This window comes from Streptomyces sp. NPDC001513, assembly GCF_042894695.1.
Taxonomy (GTDB): domain Bacteria; phylum Actinomycetota; class Actinomycetes; order Streptomycetales; family Streptomycetaceae; genus Streptomyces.
On the sequence record NZ_JBIAVU010000007.1, the window covers coordinates 209,101 to 226,124 of the forward strand.

The 17,024-nt window shown below is 72.8% G+C and carries 12 protein-coding genes; all 12 read left to right on the top strand.

What is annotated here, in order from left to right; all coding sequences use genetic code 11:
- The first annotated feature begins 16 nt into the window (after positions 1 to 16).
- The 12 genes from ACFYZ4_RS17735 to ACFYZ4_RS17790 all read left to right on the top strand — a co-directional run bounded on the left by ACFYZ4_RS17735 (position 17) and on the right by ACFYZ4_RS17790 (position 17,021).
- Positions 17 to 7,396 (top strand): alpha/beta fold hydrolase, encoded by a 7,380-nt coding sequence (locus tag ACFYZ4_RS17735; RefSeq protein WP_390784289.1) that lies wholly within the window; start codon positions 17 to 19, stop codon positions 7,394 to 7,396.
- A gap of 73 nt (positions 7,397 to 7,469) precedes the next feature.
- Positions 7,470 to 7,685, top strand: coding sequence for an MbtH family protein (locus tag ACFYZ4_RS17740; protein ID WP_384342170.1), 216 nt, complete (start codon positions 7,470 to 7,472; stop codon positions 7,683 to 7,685).
- Complete coding sequence (locus ACFYZ4_RS17745; protein ID WP_390784290.1) at positions 7,682 to 8,890, top strand: cytochrome P450; 1,209 nt, start codon at positions 7,682 to 7,684, stop codon at positions 8,888 to 8,890. The genes ACFYZ4_RS17740 and ACFYZ4_RS17745 overlap by 4 nt, the downstream gene beginning before the upstream one ends.
- A 28-nt stretch (positions 8,891 to 8,918) precedes the next feature.
- Positions 8,919 to 10,031: a histidinol-phosphate transaminase gene (hisC, locus tag ACFYZ4_RS17750; RefSeq protein WP_390784291.1), complete on the top strand. Its 1,113-nt coding sequence runs from the start codon at positions 8,919 to 8,921 to the stop codon at positions 10,029 to 10,031.
- The gene (locus tag ACFYZ4_RS17755) at positions 10,028 to 10,549 is read left to right on the top strand and encodes a flavin reductase family protein (RefSeq protein ID WP_390784292.1); all 522 of its coding nucleotides are present in this window, start codon (positions 10,028 to 10,030) and stop codon (positions 10,547 to 10,549) included. The genes hisC and ACFYZ4_RS17755 overlap by 4 nt, the downstream gene beginning before the upstream one ends.
- Complete coding sequence (fabV, locus tag ACFYZ4_RS17760) at positions 10,546 to 11,757, top strand: enoyl-[acyl-carrier-protein] reductase FabV (protein WP_390784293.1); 1,212 nt, start codon at positions 10,546 to 10,548, stop codon at positions 11,755 to 11,757. Before ACFYZ4_RS17755 ends, fabV begins: the two co-directional genes overlap by 4 nt.
- Complete coding sequence (locus tag ACFYZ4_RS17765; protein ID WP_390784294.1) at positions 11,754 to 12,254, top strand: hypothetical protein; 501 nt, start codon at positions 11,754 to 11,756, stop codon at positions 12,252 to 12,254. The genes fabV and ACFYZ4_RS17765 overlap by 4 nt, the downstream gene beginning before the upstream one ends.
- A 289-nt stretch (positions 12,255 to 12,543) precedes the next feature.
- Positions 12,544 to 13,074, top strand: a complete 531-nt coding sequence (locus ACFYZ4_RS17770; RefSeq protein WP_351288658.1) for a toxin-antitoxin system HicB family antitoxin — start codon at positions 12,544 to 12,546, stop codon at positions 13,072 to 13,074.
- A 106-nt stretch (positions 13,075 to 13,180) separates the two neighbouring features.
- Positions 13,181 to 14,029 (top strand): DUF4097 family beta strand repeat-containing protein, encoded by an 849-nt coding sequence (locus ACFYZ4_RS17775; protein WP_351288656.1) that lies wholly within the window; start codon positions 13,181 to 13,183, stop codon positions 14,027 to 14,029.
- Positions 14,030 to 14,074: 45 nt separating this feature from the next.
- Positions 14,075 to 15,088: an ATP-binding cassette domain-containing protein gene (locus ACFYZ4_RS17780; protein ID WP_390784295.1), complete on the top strand. Its 1,014-nt coding sequence runs from the start codon at positions 14,075 to 14,077 to the stop codon at positions 15,086 to 15,088.
- Entirely contained in the window at positions 15,085 to 15,882 is a 798-nt protein-coding gene (locus ACFYZ4_RS17785) for an ABC transporter permease (protein WP_351288652.1), read from the top strand. Before ACFYZ4_RS17780 ends, ACFYZ4_RS17785 begins: the two co-directional genes overlap by 4 nt.
- A 350-nt stretch (positions 15,883 to 16,232) precedes the next feature.
- Positions 16,233 to 17,021 carry a thioesterase II family protein gene (locus tag ACFYZ4_RS17790; protein WP_390784296.1) on the top strand — a complete coding sequence of 263 codons (789 nt, stop codon included), beginning with the start codon at positions 16,233 to 16,235 and terminating at the stop codon, positions 17,019 to 17,021.
- Positions 17,022 to 17,024: the final 3 nt, after the last annotated feature.

Genomic DNA, 17,024 nt, shown 5'->3' on the forward strand with positions numbered 1-17,024 from the left:
GCCAAGGAGTACACCCATGTCGTCAGCTTCCACGAGCGAGACGCAGGAGCCCGTCACCGATGGCCGGACGGCCCCCGAAGAGGCGGCCGGCGTCCTGGAGTTCCCGGCCACCCACGCCCAGCAGGGACTGTGGTTCTTCTACTGCCTGAGCCCGCAGAGCGCCTTCTACAACGTGTCGATGGTGCACCGGTTCACCGGCGGGCTGGACACCGCCGTGCTCCGGACGGCCCTGAACGACGTCGTCGGGCGCCACGAGGCACTGCGCACCACCTTCCGCGAGGACGACGGGGAACTGCGCCAGGTCGTCGCCGACGCCGTGGACATCGAGCTCTCCGTGCACGAGGCCGCCGGCTCCGGGACCGCCGGCTCCGGAGCCGACGGGACGGCCCCGCACGAGGCGCCCGCGGTGCGCGAGCAGCTCACCGGACTCATCCAGGCCCCCTTCGACCTGGAGAACGGCCCGCTGCTGCGCGCCGCCCTGGTGCGCGTCGCCCCCGAAGACCACCTGCTGGTCCTGTCGATGCACCACATCGTCGTGGACGGCTGGTCCCTGGGCATCTTCCTGCGGGAGCTCGCCGAGGCCTACCGGGCCCGCCGGGCAGGGGAGTCCCCGCAGCTGCCGGAACTGTCCATCCAGTACGGCGACTACGCGGAATGGCAGGCCGAACAGCTGCGCGGCCCGGCGCTGGAGGACGGCCTGGACTACTGGCGCACGCAACTGGGCGGCGACCTGCCCGAGCTGCGGCTCGCCACCGACCGGCCGCGCCCCGAGACCCGCTCGTTCGGCGGCGCCCGCCTCGACTTCACCTTCGACGAGGAGATCACCCGGCGCCTGAAGGAGATGTGCCGGGCCCAGGGCGTCACCCTGTACATGGCGCTGTTCGCCGGTGTCTCCACGCTGCTGCACCACTACACGGGGCAGGACGACTTCGTCCTCGGCACCCCGATGGCCGGGCGCGACGACGCCCAGACCCAGCCGCTCATCGGCTCCTTCGTCAACACCCTGCCGATGCGCGCGGACCTCGCGGGCAATCCCTCCTTCACCGGACTCCTGGGCCGCGTACGCGAGATGAGCCAGGGCGCCTACGCCCACGACGACATCCCGTTCGAGAAGATCGTGGAAGACGTCGCACCGCAGCGGGGCATCGGCGCCAACCCGCTGTTCCAGGTGACCTTCGCGCTGCAGAACTACGAGCTCGGCGGCTTCGAGCTGGACGGCGTGCGCGCCGAGCGGATCGCCGTGGAGGAGGGCACGGCCCGCTTCGACCTGGAGGTCCACTGCTGGGACGACCCGCACCGGCTGCGCGGCTCCTTCGTCTACAGCACCGACCTGTTCGACCGCGTCACCATGGAGCGCATGGCCGCGCACCTCACCCGGGTGCTCGAAGAGGCGCTGGCGGACCCCTCCCGCCGGATCGGGGAACTGTCCCTGCTCACGGACGGCGACCGCCGGGTCCTGGACGCCGTCGGCAGTCCCGCGGCCGCCTCCCGGTCCGACGCCACCGTGCCGGGCCTCTTCGCCGCCCAGGTGGCGGCCCGCCCCGAGGCCACGGCCGTACGGGCCCCCGGCGCCGTCCTGTCCTACGCGGAACTCGCCGCGCGCGCGGGCGCCGTGGCGGCCCGGCTGCGCGCCGCCGGACTCACCGCCGGCGCCCGGGTCGGCGTCCACCTCTCCGGCCCCGTCGACGAACTGGTCGCCACCCTCGCGGTCCTGGAGGCGGGGGGCGTCTGCGTGCCCCTGAACCCGTCCGACGACCCGGCACTGCTGCGCCGCTCGGTCCGCCGCACCGGGCTCGGCCTGCTGCTGACCCGCGGTGCGGACGGCGACTGGGCCGAGGGCCTCACCACCGTCGACCCGGACGCCCCCGACCCGGACGCCGCCGGCCCGCACACCGCGCAGCTTCCCGCGCCGCCCGCCGGCTCCGAGCCCGCCCTCCTGCTGGACGTGCCGGGCGGCCCCCTCGTCCTCGACCACGCGGCGCTCGCCGACCGCCTGGCACGGCTCGCCGGGCTGGCCGCCCTGACCGCCGGCGACGTCGTCGCCCGGCAGGCGCCCTGGGGCCGGGAACGCGCCGTGTGGGAGGCCCTGCTCCCGGTCTGCCACGGTGCGAGCCTGGCCGCCGCCGACGGTCGCGTCACCCCCGAGGGCGCCACCGTCGTGATCGCCGCCGACTCCGACCTGACCGCCGTCCTCGCCGCGGACGGACCGGCCCCCTCACCGCGGGCCCTGCTCTGCCTGACCTCCGCGGCGCCGCCCGCCCCGTCCCTGCGCCGGCACGACCGCCTCGGGACGACGCCGCGCTGGGTGTACGCCACCCCGCAGGCCGGACCCACCGCTGTCGCCGACCCCGCCCCGGCGGACACGGCCCTGCTGTTCACTCCGCTGCGCCCGCTCCGGCTGCTGGACGCGCACGGCGCCCCCGCCCCGGTCGGCGTCCCCGCCGAGGTGCACGCCGCCGGCCCCGGCCTGGCCCGCCGCGCCGCCGGTGACGGCCCGCTGACGTGGGCCGCCTGCGGTGACACCGGCAGGATCACCGCCGACGGGAAGCTCGAACTCCTCGGCCGCCGGCCGGGCACCGCAGTCGTGGCCGGCGTGCCCGTCGACATCGCTGAGGTGACCGCGGCGGTCCTGGCCGAGCCGGGGATCGCCGGCTGCGCCGTCGTCGAGCGTCGCTCCACCGCCGGAGCCACCGAGCTGGTCGCCTACGCCGTCCGCTCGGGGCACGTGACCTCGCAGCGCGTCGCCCAGGCCGCGCGTGCGGCCCTGCCCGGCGCCGCCGTCCTGGCGGCGGTGGTGTTCGTCACCGCCCTGCCGCGCACCCCGGGCGGCCGCGTGGACACCGCCGCGCTGCGCGAGCTGCCCGTCCTCGACGAGGAGCTGGCCGGCGCCTGGGAACGGGCCCTCGCCGAGCGCGGTGTCCCGGCCGCGGTCGTGGTCGCGGAGAGCGACCCGGCCCCGACCGCCGCCGACTTCGTCAACCTGCGGGCCCTTCCCCGCGACACCACCGTCGTGGAGACCCCGGCCGCCGGTGAAGGGGCCGGACACCCGGACGTGCCCGCGATCAGCAGCGGCGGGCCCGCGCTGGACCCCGGCGCCGCCAACCTGGCCGAGGTGCTCCGCCGGGTCGCCGCCGACCCGGCCTCCGGGGACCTCGTCTACGTCGCCGCCGACGGGACCGAGCACCACCAGACCTACGCCGAGTTGCGCGACGAGGCGTCCCGGGTCCTGGGCGGACTGCGCGCGCTGGGCGCCCGGCCGGGCGACAAGGTGATCCTCCAGCTCCAGGACAACCGGGACTTCGTGACCGGCCTCTGGGCCTGTGTGCTCGGCGGATTCGTCAGCGTGCCGCTGGCCGTGGCACCCACCTACGCGGAGGACAACGCCGCCACCAACAAGCTCGCCGGCGCCTGGGCGCTGCTGTCCGGGCCCCTGCTGGTCACGGACCGCGGCCTCGCGGGCCCGCTGCGGAGCCTGGGGAGCCGGCTGGGCTGGAACGACCTCCGCCTCGCGGTCCTCGACGACCTGCGCGCGGCCCCGCAGGCCACCGACTGGCACGACTCCCGGGCCGACGACCTGGTCCTGCTCCTCCTCACCTCCGGCAGCACCGGCCGCCCCAAGGCGGTCGAGCTGCGCCACGGCAACGTCCTGACCCGCTCGGCCGCCGCCCGCCACGTCTACGAACTGACACCGCGGGACGTCTCGTTCAACTGGATGCCCCTGGACCACGTCGGCGGCATCGTGATGTCCCACATCCGCGACGTCTTCGTCGGCTGCCGGCAGATCCAGGCCCCCACCCAGTGGGTGCTCGCCGAACCGCTGCGCTGGATCGCCAAGATGGCCGAACACCGGGTGACGACCACATGGGCCCCGAACTTCGCCTTCGGCCTGATCGCCGAGCGCGCCGACCAGCTCGCCGGACAGGACGGGGACCTGAGCGCCCTGCGCGTCATCGTCAACGGCGGCGAGGCCATCGTCCCCCGGGTCACCCGGCGGTTCATGAAGGCCCTGGCCCCGCTCGGACTGCCCGCCACCGCCATGCGCCCCGCGTGGGGCATGTCCGAGACCTCCTCGGGCGAGGTCGACGACCGCTTCGATCCCGCGGCCACCGCGGACGACGACCAGTTCGTCTGCGTCGGCGCCCCCTTCCCCGGGTTCACCATGCGGATCGTGGACGGGGACGACGCAGTCGTCCGCGAGGGGATACCCGGCCGGCTCCAGGTCAAGGGCCCGGCCGTCACCTCCGGATACCACCTGAACCCCGAGCAGAACGCGAGCTCGTTCACGGACGACGGCTGGTTCGAGACCGGAGACCTCGCCGTGCTGCGCGACGGCAGACTGACGATCACCGGCCGGGCCAAGGACGCCATCATCATCAACGGCCACAACTTCCACAGCCATGAGCTGGAGGAGTGCGTCGAGGAGCTCGATCAGGTCGAACGGTCCTTCACCGCGGCGTGCGCGGTGCGCACCGCCGACAGTTCCACGGACGAGCTGGCCCTGTTCTTCACCCTCGCCGACGGGGTGGCCGAGACCGAGGCGATCCCCCTCATCCGCGCCAAGCTCCTGCGCGAGACCGGCGCCAACGCCTCGTACCTGGTGCCCGTCACCCGGGACCGCATCCCCAAGACCGAGATCGGCAAGATCCAGCGCACCCTGCTGCGCGAGCGGTTCGAGGCCGGGGAGTTCGCGGCGGAACTGCGGCGCACCGGAGCCGCGACGGACGACGACGCGACCCTGCCCAACTGGTTCCACCGGCCGGTGTGGCAGCGGGCCGCCACCGGCCCCCGCGCCGTCACGCCCGACACCGGCCACACCCTGCTCGTCGCCGACCGCCACGGGCTCGCGGACGCACTGGCCGCCCTGCTGCGGGGCCGCGGCGAACGCTGCACGGTCCTGCCCGCCGGCACCCCGTACGCCCCCGGCGCGCACGGCACCGGCGACGCCGTCGACCGCGTCGTCCACCTCGCCGGCTGCGCCCCGTACCAGGAGCTCGCGACCAGTACCGAGGAGCTCGCCGCGGCCTACCGCGAGGGGCCGTTGGCCCTCGCGGAGCTCGTCGGCGCCCTGGTCCGGGCCAACCCCGGAGGCCGGCCGGTGGCCCTCACCGTGGTCGCCACCCACAGCCAGTGGGTGTGCGAGGGCGACCGCGTGGTGCCCGAGCGGGCCGCCTCGGCCGGCGTGGTGAAGTCCGTCGGCCAGGAGTACGACTGGCTGCGGGCCACCCACCTCGACGTGGAGCCGCAGGACCCCGCGGAGTCGGCACACCGGATCCTGGAGATCCTCGACGCCGCCGACGACGACCCCGAGCAGGCACTGCGCGGCGCGGAGCGCCGGGTGCGCCGCATCGAACGGCTGCCCGCGGCCCCGGCCGCGACCACCGGACTGCGCCGCGGCGAACTCGTCGTGGTCAGCGGCGGCCTGGGCGGGCTCGCCGCCGAGACCGCGGCCCACCTGCTGTCCGCGTACGGCGTACGCATGCTGCTGCTGGGGCGCACCCCCCTGCCGGCCGAGGAGGACTGGGACCGGACGCTCGCCTCCGACGGGGCGGCCGCCGGGCGGATCGCCGTCCTGCGGCGGCTGCGCGCCCTGGGCGAGGTCCGGTACGCGGCCGCCGACGTCACCGACGCGGCAGCCGTCCGCACGGCCGTCCGGCACGCCGAGGAGCACTTCGCGGCGGAGGCGACCACCGTGCTGCACCTCGCCGGCCACTTCCACGAGGCGCCGGTGACCGAGGCGGGCGTGGGCGACTGGGCGGAGGTCACCCGGGCCAAGGTGCTCGGCGCCGCCGTCCTGCACCACCTGGTCAAGGACCGGCCGGGCGCCCGCTTCCTGTCCTACTCCTCGGTCAACGGCTTCTTCGGCGGCGCCAACGTCACCGGCTACGCCGCCGCCAACGCCTTCCTCGACGCGCTGGCCGTCCACCAGTCCACCGCGCACGGCATGCGCGCCCAGAGCCTGGGCTGGACCATGTGGGACGAGCTGGGCCTCAGCCGCGGCTACGCCCTCAAGGCCCTCACCGAGGCCCGCGGATACCGCGTCCTCGCCCCCGAGCAGGGCGTCGCCTCCCTCGACGTGGCCCTGCGGCACGCCGCCCCGCAGGTGCTGATCGGCGTGGACCACACCGCGCCGTGGCCCGCCGGCCGGCTGCTGACCCCCGCCGCGGCGCTGCACCGGCTGGTCGGCTACCGCACCGACGGGTCCGCCGACGAAGGCCGGGGCGTCCTCGCCCTGCCCGACCGCTACGGCACCCTCACGCACTGCGAGTTCACCGTGGTCACCGAGCTGCCCCGCACCGAGAACGGAGAGATCGACCGCCGGCGCCTCGCCGAGGCGGGCGGCGCCGGCGCCACGGCCGCCGCGGCCGACGACCGCCCGCGCAGCGCGGCCGAACAGGCCATCGCCGCCATCTGGTGCGATCTGCTCGGCCTGGACGAGGTGGGCGTCCACGACAACTTCTTCGACATCGGCGGGCACTCGCTGCGCGCGGCGATGCTGCTCAGCCGGCTCCGCGGCGAGCTGGGCGTGGACCTGACGATCGCCTCGCTCTTCGAGAACCCCACGATCGCGGGCCTGGCCCGGCAGCTCGACCCGATGACGGCGCAGGACCCGCTGGCCGTGGTGCTGCCGCTGCGCCGCGAGGGCGACGCCGCGCCCCTGTTCTGCCTGCACCCCGGCGGCGGCATCAGCTGGTGCTACTCCGGCCTGCTCGGGGGCCTGCCGGACCGGCACCCGGTCTACGGCATCCAGGCCCGCGGGCTGAACGGCGAGGAGCCGCTGCCGGCGACGCTCGACGAGATGGTCGACGACTATCTGGCGCAGGTCCGCGAGATCCGGCCGGCCGGCCCCTACCACTTCCTCGGCTGGTCGTTCGGCGGGGTGATCGCCCACGCCATGGCCACCAGGCTGACCGCCGAGGGCCATGAGGTCGGCGTACTGGCCATGATCGACGCCTGGCCGGCCGACCCGGAGCTCGACCCGGAGTTCGGCGACGACCTGAACGTCGAGAAGGAGATGCTCGGCGCCCTGCTCGCCGACGCCGGGTACGAGGGCCCCGTCCACGAGGACCTGACCCGCACCGAGGCGCTCCGGATCCTGCGCAGCGAGGGCAGCCCCCTCGGCAGCCTCACGGAGGAGAGCATCACCTCGCTCGTCGCCATCGCCGCGAACAACATCAAGCTGCGCGCCCGCGCACTCACGCCGTACGAAGGCGACCTGCTCCTCTTCCACGCGGACGGGGACGACCGCGACGTGGCGGCGGTGACGCGCAGCTGGCGGAGGTTCAGCACCGGCCGGATCGAGGACCGCCCGATGCCCTACGGCCACAACAGCATCATCCACCCCAAGCCGCTGGCCGAGATCGGCGCGGCCGTCGGCGAGCGGATGGCCGGCGGATGACCGGCCTCGACGCCACGAAGCCACACGCCACACCCGGCCCTCCCGGGCCGCACGACACCCTGCGGAGACGACCGTGACCCATCCGTTCGACGACCCGGACGGCACCTACCGCGTGCTGGCCAACGACGAGGGCCAGCACTGCCTCTGGCCGCAGACCCTGGACGTCCCGCAGGGCTGGACCACCCTGCGGGAGGCGGGCACCCGGCAGGAGTGCCTCGACTTCATCACCGGCAACTGGACCGACCTGCGTCCGGCGAGCGTGGCGGCCGCAGAGGACGGCGGCAGGTGAGCGACGACCGGAGGCCCGTCGGCGTCGACCTGCTGAACCCCGACGTCTACGCGGTGGACAACCAGCCCCGGCTGTGGCGGCGGCTGCAGAACGAGACCCCGGTCGGCTGGCACGAACCCACCCCCGGCGTCCCCGGGTTCTGGGTGCTGTCCCGGTACACGGACATCATGGAGGTGTTCAAGGACACCACCACCTTCAGCTCGGCCCGCGGCAACATCCTGGGCACCCTGCTGGCCGGCGGCGACCCCGCCGGCGGGCAGATGCTGGCCGTCACCGACCCGCCGCGCCACCGGGACCTGCGCCGCATCCTCCAGGGCGGCTTCTCGGCGCGGTCGATGCGCCGGATCGCCGACAGCGTCCGAACGGTGGCGCGGCGGCTGGTCGCGGAAGCCGTCGAACGCGGCGGCTGCGACTTCGTGGCGGACATCGCGGCACGCATCCCACTGGAGGCGATCTGCGAACTGCTCGCCGTCCCCGTGGAGGACCGGGCGCGGATGCTGGAGCTCACCTCGGCGGCGCTCGACGCGGACAGCACGCCGATGGAGGCCGCCCGGGCGCAGAGCGACATCATGAACTACTACGCCAAACTCGCGCCCGAGCGCCGGGCGAACCCGCAGGACGACGCCGTGAGCATGCTCGCGAACGGCACCCTCGACGGGCGGCCGCTGAGCGAGGTCGAGGTCTTCCTCAACTGCTACAACCTCATCATCGGCGGCGACGAGACCACCCGCTTCTCGGGCGCGGGCGGCCTGCTCGCGCTGATCGAGCACCCGGACCAGTGGCGGGTGCTCAAGGAGCGGCCCGACGTCATCGACAGCGCCGTGGAGGAGATCGTCCGCTGGACGTCGCCGGCACTGCACATCGCGCGGGTGGCGACGGCCGACACCACCGTCCGGGGGGCCCGGATCGCCGCGGGCGACATCGTCACCCTGTGGATCGGCGCGGCCAACCGGGACGAGGAGGTGTTCGAGGATCCGTACGCCTTCGACCTCGCCCGCACGCCCAACAAGCACATGGCGTACGGCTTCGGACCCCATTTCTGCCTGGGCGGCGCGCTCGCCCGGATCGAGATGCAGATCCTCTTCGAGGAGATCCGGGACCAGGTGGGCTCCGTCAGCCTGACCGGCGACGTCGAGTACTCGCGGTCCAACTTCCTCACCGGCGTCAGCAGGCTGCCCGTCGCCTTCACCCCGAGCACTCCCTGATGTCCCCGGCCACGACCACGGAAGAGGCATGATGCCGAGCACCACCGGCCCCCGACTGCGCCCGGCGCTGGACGCCGTCCCCGGCTACACACCGCCGCGGGTCCCCACCGGCACCGCACCGGTCCACAGGCTGGCCGCCAACGAGAGCCCCTACCCGCCGCTGCCCGGAGTCCTGGAGCGGCTCGCGGCCACGGCCGGGCAGGTCAACCGGTATCCCGACCTGGGGTGCCGCGAGCTGGCCGCCGAACTCGCCGCCCGGCTGGACGTCCCCGCCGCCCACATAGCGGTGGGCACCGGCTCGGTCGGCGTCACCCAGCAGCTGCTGCAGATCACCGTCGGCCCGGGGGACGAAGTCCTCTTCGCCTGGCGCTCCTTCGAGGCGTACCCGGTCATGACCCGGCTCGCCGGCGCCGTACCGGTCCAGGTGCCGCTGACCGGCGACGAACGCCACGACCTCCGGGCCATGGCCGAGGCCGTCACCGAGCGGACCCGGCTGATCATCGTCTGCAACCCCAACAACCCGACCGGCACCCTCGTGGGCCGCGCCGAGCTGGAGACGTTCCTGGACCGGGTGCCGACCGACGTCCTGGTGGTCCTGGACGAGGCGTACGTCGAGTTCGCGGACGGCCCGGACCACCCCGACGGCATCGGGTTCTACCGCGACCGCCCCAACGTCTGCGTGCTGCGCACGTTCTCCAAGGCCCACGGTCTGGCGGGGATGCGGGTCGGGTACGCCGTCGCGCACGAGCCGGTGGCCGCGGCCCTGCGCAAGGCCGCGGTCCCCTTCGGCGTCAGCCAGCTCGCCCAGGACGCGGCGGTCGCCTCGCTGCGCGCCGAGTCCGCGCTGCGCGAGCGGGTCTCCGCGGTGAAGGCCGAACGCGCCCGGGTGACGGGGGAACTGACGGTTCGGGGGTGGACGGTGGAGCCCATGCACGCGAACTTCGTGTGGCTGCGACTGGGCGCGCACACGGCGGAGTTCGCCGACCTGTGCGCCGCGGCGGGCGTGTCCGTCATGGCGTTCCCGGGCGAAGGCGTCCGGGTCACCATCGGGGACCCCGCCGCCAACGACGCGTTCCTGCAATGCGCTTCGCGCTTCCGGACGGGGCGGGCGGCCACGGGCGAGCAGCGGTGCACCGCATGACCGCCACCCTGGCGACGTCCCGTTTCAAGGACGTGATGGCGGGCGTGGGCGGCCCGGTGACGATCGTGACCGCCTTCGACGAAGGCGCCCCGCACGGGACCACCGTCACCGCGTTCGCCTCCCTTTCCCTCGACCCGCCGATGGTCACCGTCGCACTGAGCGAGAACTCGACCCTGCTCCCCAGGATCGTCCGGTCGGGGCGGTTCGGGGTGAACGTGCTGGCCGCGTCACAGCGGGGACTGGCCCACCGCTTCGCCCGCCCGGGGGTGGACCGCTTCGCCGGTGCGAATTGGCGTGCCGATGACGGGCTGCCGCGGCTGGCCGGCTGCCTCGGATGGATCGCGTGCGACGTCACGCAGGCGGTCCGGGGCGGCGACCACTTCCTGCTGCTCGGAGCGGTGAAGGACGCTCAACGCAGCGGACCGGAAACTCCTTTGATCTACGCGGACCGTGCCTTCGGTACACTTTTGCCCTGCCCTGAGACCATGCCCGCCGTCACGTCAAGGACTGTTTCATGAGCGAACGCGTCATCACCCCCCGCAACCGGGGGTTCCTTTTCCTGGACTCGCACCCCGCCGGCTGCGCCCGTCTGGTGAACGACATGTGGCACGCGGTCGCCGCCCGGCCCGCGGCTGCCCTTGATGATGACGCGCCCGTGGCTCTGATCATCGGGTCCTCCTCCGGTTACGGACTGGCCGCCACCGTCGCCGGGCTCGCCCGCGCGGGGATCCGCGGCATCGGGGTCTCCTTCGAGAAGGCGCCGACCGAGCGCCGCACCGGCACCGCGGGGTGGTACCGCACCGCCGCGACCGCCGAACTCGCCCAGGACGCCGGACGGGAGATGCACTTCCTCAACGGCGACGCCTTCTCCGACGAGATGAAGGAGCAGGTGGCCGACCTGGTGAAGCGGCGCTTCGGCCGGCTCGACCACCTGATCTACTCCGTGGCGGCCCCCCGGCGCACCGACCCCGAGACGGGGACCACCTTCTCCTCGTCCCTCAAGCCGATCGGCGCGACGGCCCGTACCAAGACCCTCGTCTTCGACGAGGACGGGAAGCCGGACGTCCGCGAGGTGTCGACCGAGCCCGCCGACGAGGGCGAGATCGCGCAGACGATCGCCGTGATGGGCGGCATCGACTGGGCCCGGTGGGTGTCCCACCTGGCCGACCGCGGACTGCTCGCCGACGGCTTCAGCACGGCGGCCCTCTCGTACATCGGCTCTCCGCTGACGGCCGACATCTACCGGGAAGGCACCATCGGCGCCGCCAAGGCCCACCTGGAGCAGACCGCCCGGGAGCTCGACGCCCGACTGCGCGACCTCTGCGGGGGGCGCGCGGTGACCTCCGTCAACGGAGCCGCCGTCACCCAGTCGTCGACGGCCATTCCCGGCATCGCCCTCTACACGGGGCTGCTGCGGGGCGTCCTCGGGGACCGGATGGTCTCCCCGGTCGACCAGCTGGCGGAGCTGTGGGACCAGCTCACCGGCGTGCAGCCGCTCGTGACGGACGACGAGGGCCGGGTCCGCCTCGACACGTGGGAGCTCGCGCCCGAGGTGCAGGAGGCGGTCGCGGAGCGCTGGCAGACCGCCACCACCGAGACCATCACGGACCTCGCCGACCTGGAGTGGTTCCGCGACAGCGTCCGGCAGCTGTACGGCTTCAGCGCGCCCGGCATCGACTACCCCGCCCCCGTCGAGACCGAGGTTCCCTGGCCCGCCGGGCGATGAGCACGCCCTTCACGTACATACCCGCCCAGGACCCGCTGTTCGGTGTGGTCGACGTCGAACTCGACCACGAGGGCGGGTGTCTCGTCGTGGACGGGGAGCGGGTCGCGCGCGTCGAGGTGAGGCGGGCCGCCGGTACGTCGGTGGAGAGCCACGTGCCGATCGGGACGCGGGACCCGGATCGTCTGGCGATGACCGTCGACGGGGCGGAGGTGCCGTTGCGGCCCGCCAAGGGGTTCCTGACGCGCAAGTCCTACCGGGTGGACGTCGGCGCGTACCGGCTGGTCCCCGACTCGCTCGACGGGAGCAGGCTGCTCCGGGACGGAGCGCTCCTCGGGGTCTTCTCTTCGAGCGGGGACGGCCGGGTGTCCGTCGAGTGGAAGGGCGAACCGGGCGCCGACGACGCGGCCGTCGGGTACGCGCTCGCCGCCGCGTTCGGGACGGGCGCCGAGCCGATGTGGAAGCTCACCCTGGACGCCCTGCTGGAGTTGTGGCCGTAGGGGCGGCCTGCCGTTCGTGCGTGCCGGGGAGCCCCCGGCGTACCTGAAGCATTTCGGGATACGCCGGGGGCTTTGTCCTGTCGACGGGACGGGACGGACGGGCGGCGCCGCCGGGCCCGTACGTGGCGCCGAGTGGTGCCGGAGTGGTGTGGCCCTGGGAGTGGTGGTGCCATGTGGCTCAGGATGGCGCAACGATGGCACCGCTCCTGACCTGCGGTTTTGTAAATGGTGGCACATATGGCGCCAGATTGGCTCGCCATGGCGCCATATGTGTGTCATGCTGTGGGACATGGACCTCACGCCCTATGTCGCCAGTCTTCGGCACGAGCTCGCGGTGGCCGCCGAAGCGGGTGGCGACGATGCTCGCGCTCTCGCCGAGCGCATCACCGCACCGCTAGAGTCGGCAGCCAGACTCACCCTCCTGAACGCCCTGTCGGACGCCATGGGTGAGGTCACCCGGGAGCTCGCTCCGGGCTCGGTGGACGTACGGCTGCGCGGGCTCGAGCCCGAGTTCGTCGTGACGGCGCCGCCGAAGGACGAGCCCTTCGTGGCGCAGGGCTACGAGGAAGCGCATGCCCTGCCCGCCGTGCCGATCGCGCCGGAAGGAGAGGACAGCAGTACCGCACGCATCAACCTCCGACTCCCCGGCCACGTCAAGACACGTGCCGAGCAGGCGGCCGCGCGGGAGGGGCTGTCGCTCAACGCCTGGCTGGTCAGGGCCGTTTCGGGCGCGCTCGAACCCGGCGGCGGACGGCAGGGCGAGGCGCCGGCACCCCAGCGGGGCGGCGGCAGGAAGAGCTTCACGGGCTGGGTGAGCTAGCTCTCCCGGAGCACCGTTTCGGCGTGCGAGAGGCCGACCACTTTCGCGTCAATCTTCACGTCCCCGGAGCGGGGGCGATCACCAGACTCACGAGGACGGGACAGTCATGCCTTCTTACGACACCAAGGGACCCATCACCGCGAACATCCACGTCGAGGTCGGTGTCGCCCGGATCAGTGCCGGGGACCGGACCGACGCGGTGGTCGAGATCCACCCCCGCACCGCCGGCGACAAGGACGACCAGCGCGCCGCCGACGAGACCAAGGTCGACTTCTCCGACGGCACGCTGACGGTCCGTACGCCGAAGGCGCGCGGGCTGTTCTCCGCCCGCGGTTCGGTCCTGGTCGAGGTCGCGCTGCCGCAGGGTTCGCGGCTCCTCGGGACGCTGGAGATGGGCGACATCAGCTGCAAGGGGACGCTGGGCGAGTGCGAGGTCCGCACCAGCGCCGGCGACATCCGGCTCGACCAGGCCGGTCCGGTGCGGCTGAAGACCCAGCACGGGGACGTGCAGCTCGACACGGCGACGGGCGACGTCGACGTGACCACCGGTTCGGGCGAGGTGCGGGTCCGCACGATCGGCGGCGACGCCGACATCAAGAACTCCAACGGCAACACGTGGCTGGACGACGTGGCGGGCGATCTGCGGCTGAAGGTCGCCAATGGAAACATCACCGTCGGCCGGGCGCAAGGGTCGGTGACGTCAAAGAGCTCGAATGGCAACGTTCGCATCGAGGAAGTGGCGCGCGGCACGGTGGAGCTTCAGACTAAGGCCGGCAACCTCGAAGTCGGGATTCGCCAGGGGACTGCCGCCTGGCTCGACATCAACTCCCAGTCCGGAACGGTCTACAGCACCCTCGGATCCGCCGAAGGCCCCACAGAGGGCGCGGAGACCGTCAAGGTGCACGCGCGGACCAGCCTCGGTGACATCACCATCCAGCGTGCGCACGGCGCCTGACGTCAGAGCTCTGCCTCGCAACCGCTACGAAATGGAGGGGGCACGATGAGTGCCGCGACCGAACAGATGGCCCCGCCCAAGGGGATCAGCGCAGTCGGCCTGCGCAAGTCGTACGGCGAGAAGGTCGTACTCGACGGGATTGACCTGCATGTGCAGGCGGGCACGATCTTCGCGCTGCTCGGTCCGAACGGAGCGGGGAAGACCACCACGGTCCAGATCCTCTCCACGCTCATCGCCGCCGACGGTGGCGAGGCGACCGTGGTGGGGCACTCGCTGGAGCGGAGCGCGGACGCCATCCGTGCCCGGATCGGTGTCACCGGCCAGTTCGCGGCGGTGGACGGGCTGCTGACCGCCGAGGAGAACATGCTCCTCATGGCGGACCTGCACCACCTCGACCGCGCGGAGGGCAAGCGCCGCACCGCCGAATTACTCCGACAGTTCGAACTCACCGAGGTGGCCGGCAAGATGGCCTCCACCTTCTCCGGGGGCATGCGCCGCAAGCTGGACCTGGCGATGACCCTGGTCGGCAACCCGAGCCTGATCTTCCTCGACGAGCCGACCACCGGCCTCGACCCGCGCAGCCGCCGCACCATGTGGCACCTGATCCAGCAGCTGACCGCCCAGGGCGTGACCATCTTCCTCACCACGCAGTACCTGGAAGAGGCCGACCAGCTCGCGGACCGGATCGCCGTCCTCGACAAGGGCAAGATCGTCGCCGAGGGCACCGCGGACGAGCTCAAGCGCCGCATCCCCGGCGGGCACATCCGCCTTCAGTTCTCCGACGCGCCCAGCCTGGACGCCGCCGCCCGCCGGCTCGGCCTCGACGAGGGCGCCCGCGACGAGGAGAAGCTCACCCTGCAGATCCCGAGCGACGGCAGCATCCCCGCGCTGCGCGCCGTCCTCGACCTGCTGGAGGGCGCCGGTGTCACGGCGGACGCGCTGACCGTCCACACGCCCGACCTGGACGACGTCTTCCTCGCCCTCACCGGTGACGGGTCGCGGCACCACGCGACCACCGTTCCCAGCACCGCCAACACGGCGCAGGAGGCCCGCCGATGAGCACCACGTACGCGATGCGCGACTCGATGACGATGCTGCGCCGCAACCTCAAGCACGCACAGCGCTACCCCTCGATGACGATCTCGATCGTCGCGATGCCGATCCTGATGCTCCTGCTGTTCGTCTACGTCTTCGGCGGCGCACTCGGCGCCGGCATCGAACTGCCCGGCGGCGGTACGGGCGACCGCGGCGACTACACCAACTTCGTGGCTCCCGGCATCCTCCTGATGGCGGCCACCGCCGGCGCGGTCTCGACGGCCGTGTCGGTCTGCACGGACATGACCGAAGGCATCATCAACCGCTTCCGGACCATGTCGATCTCGCGCTCCTCGGTGCTGACCGGGCACGTGGTGGGCAATGTCATCCAGACCATGATCAGCCTGGTTCTGGTCATCGCCGTCGCGCTCCTGGTGGGCTTCCGGCCCAACGCCACCGTCGTCGAGTGGATCGCCGCCCTCGGCATCCTGGCCCTGCTCGCCTTCGGCCTCAGCTGGCTGTCCGCGGCGATCGGTCTGGGCTCCAGCAGCGTGGAGGCGGCGAGCAACGCGCCCATGCCGCTGACCTTCCTGCCCTTCCTCGGCAGCGCCATCGTCCCGCCGGAGTCCATGCCGGTCGGACTGCGCTGGTTCGCCGAGTACCAGCCCTTCACCCCGATGACCGACACCCTCCGCGGCCTGCTCATGGGTACGGAGATCGGCAACAGCGCGTGGCTGGCGCTTGGTTGGGGCGTCGTCCTCAGCGTCCTCGGCTACTTCTGGGCCCGCTCCGCCTTCAACCGCGAGGCGAAGATCTAGTCCCCCTCGCACCACGCAGGAACCCGAACGGGGCTGCCCGGCCGAAAGGCCGGGCAGCCCCGTTCTTCGTGCTGCCGCCGTCCCGTCGACGGGACAGCGGGCCGGCGGAAGCGCAAAGAACGGGGCGCGGTGGCCGAAAACGCAAGGAGGAATCGCTCACCAGTACCCGTCCGGCAGAGCTGTGCGGGCGTTCCTTGCCTCGCCGGAGGGCCACTCCTACGATCAATTGCGGAAGTGCGGGAAATAGGCCGTGACCGATCCGGCCCGCTGCGTCAGCGCACCCGGTACTGCATTCCGCTTTCTGATTTCTGCTTTCCGCTTCCACCGAAATCTGCAGAGGGGTCATGGTCATGCACACGCGCAGCCACGCAACGGAAACCGGAACCGGACTGGTCGTCGAAAGCCCCTTCATATGGCGGGCGCGACGGCCCGGACACCGCCATCAACTGATCTGCTTTCCGCAGGCGGGCGGCGGCGCCGGAGCCTTCGCCGACTGGGTGCAGGAACTCCCCGCCGACATCGAGGTCGTCGCGGTGCAGCTGCCCGGCCGGCAGAACCGGATCATGGAGGACCCCGCCACCGAGGTCGGCCCGCTCGTCCGGGCCCTGACGCAGGCCCTGCGCCCCGTCCTGGACGGCCCGTTCTCCTTCTTCGGCCACTCCTGCGGGGCCCTGCTGGCCTTCGAGCTGGCGCTGGCGCTCCAGTCGCGCGGTGGCCCCCGGCCCGCCCATCTGTTCCTCTCCGGCCAGGCCTCGCCCGAGCCCTTCCGCAACCGCCCCCAGCTGCACGCACTTTCCGACGAGGAGTTCCGCGCCGAGGTGCTGCGGCTCGGCGGCTTCGACGAGGAGCTCGCCGACGACGAGGACGCCATGGAGGCACTGCTGCCCTCCGTGATGGACGACTTCTCCCTCTGGGAGCAGCACGCGATGCCCGTCGACGCGCGGCTGGACGTGCCCATCACCGCACTGGTCGGCGAGTCCGACAGCCGGGCCCCGCTGAACGAGATGGAGACCTGGGGCGCGCACACGGACACCGCCTTCGACCTGCGTGTCTACCCCAGCGGGCATTTCTATCTCTTCGAGCCCGGGCTGAGCTCCGAGCTGCTCGAATTCATCGCCGGTACGGTGCTGGAGCCCTAAGCT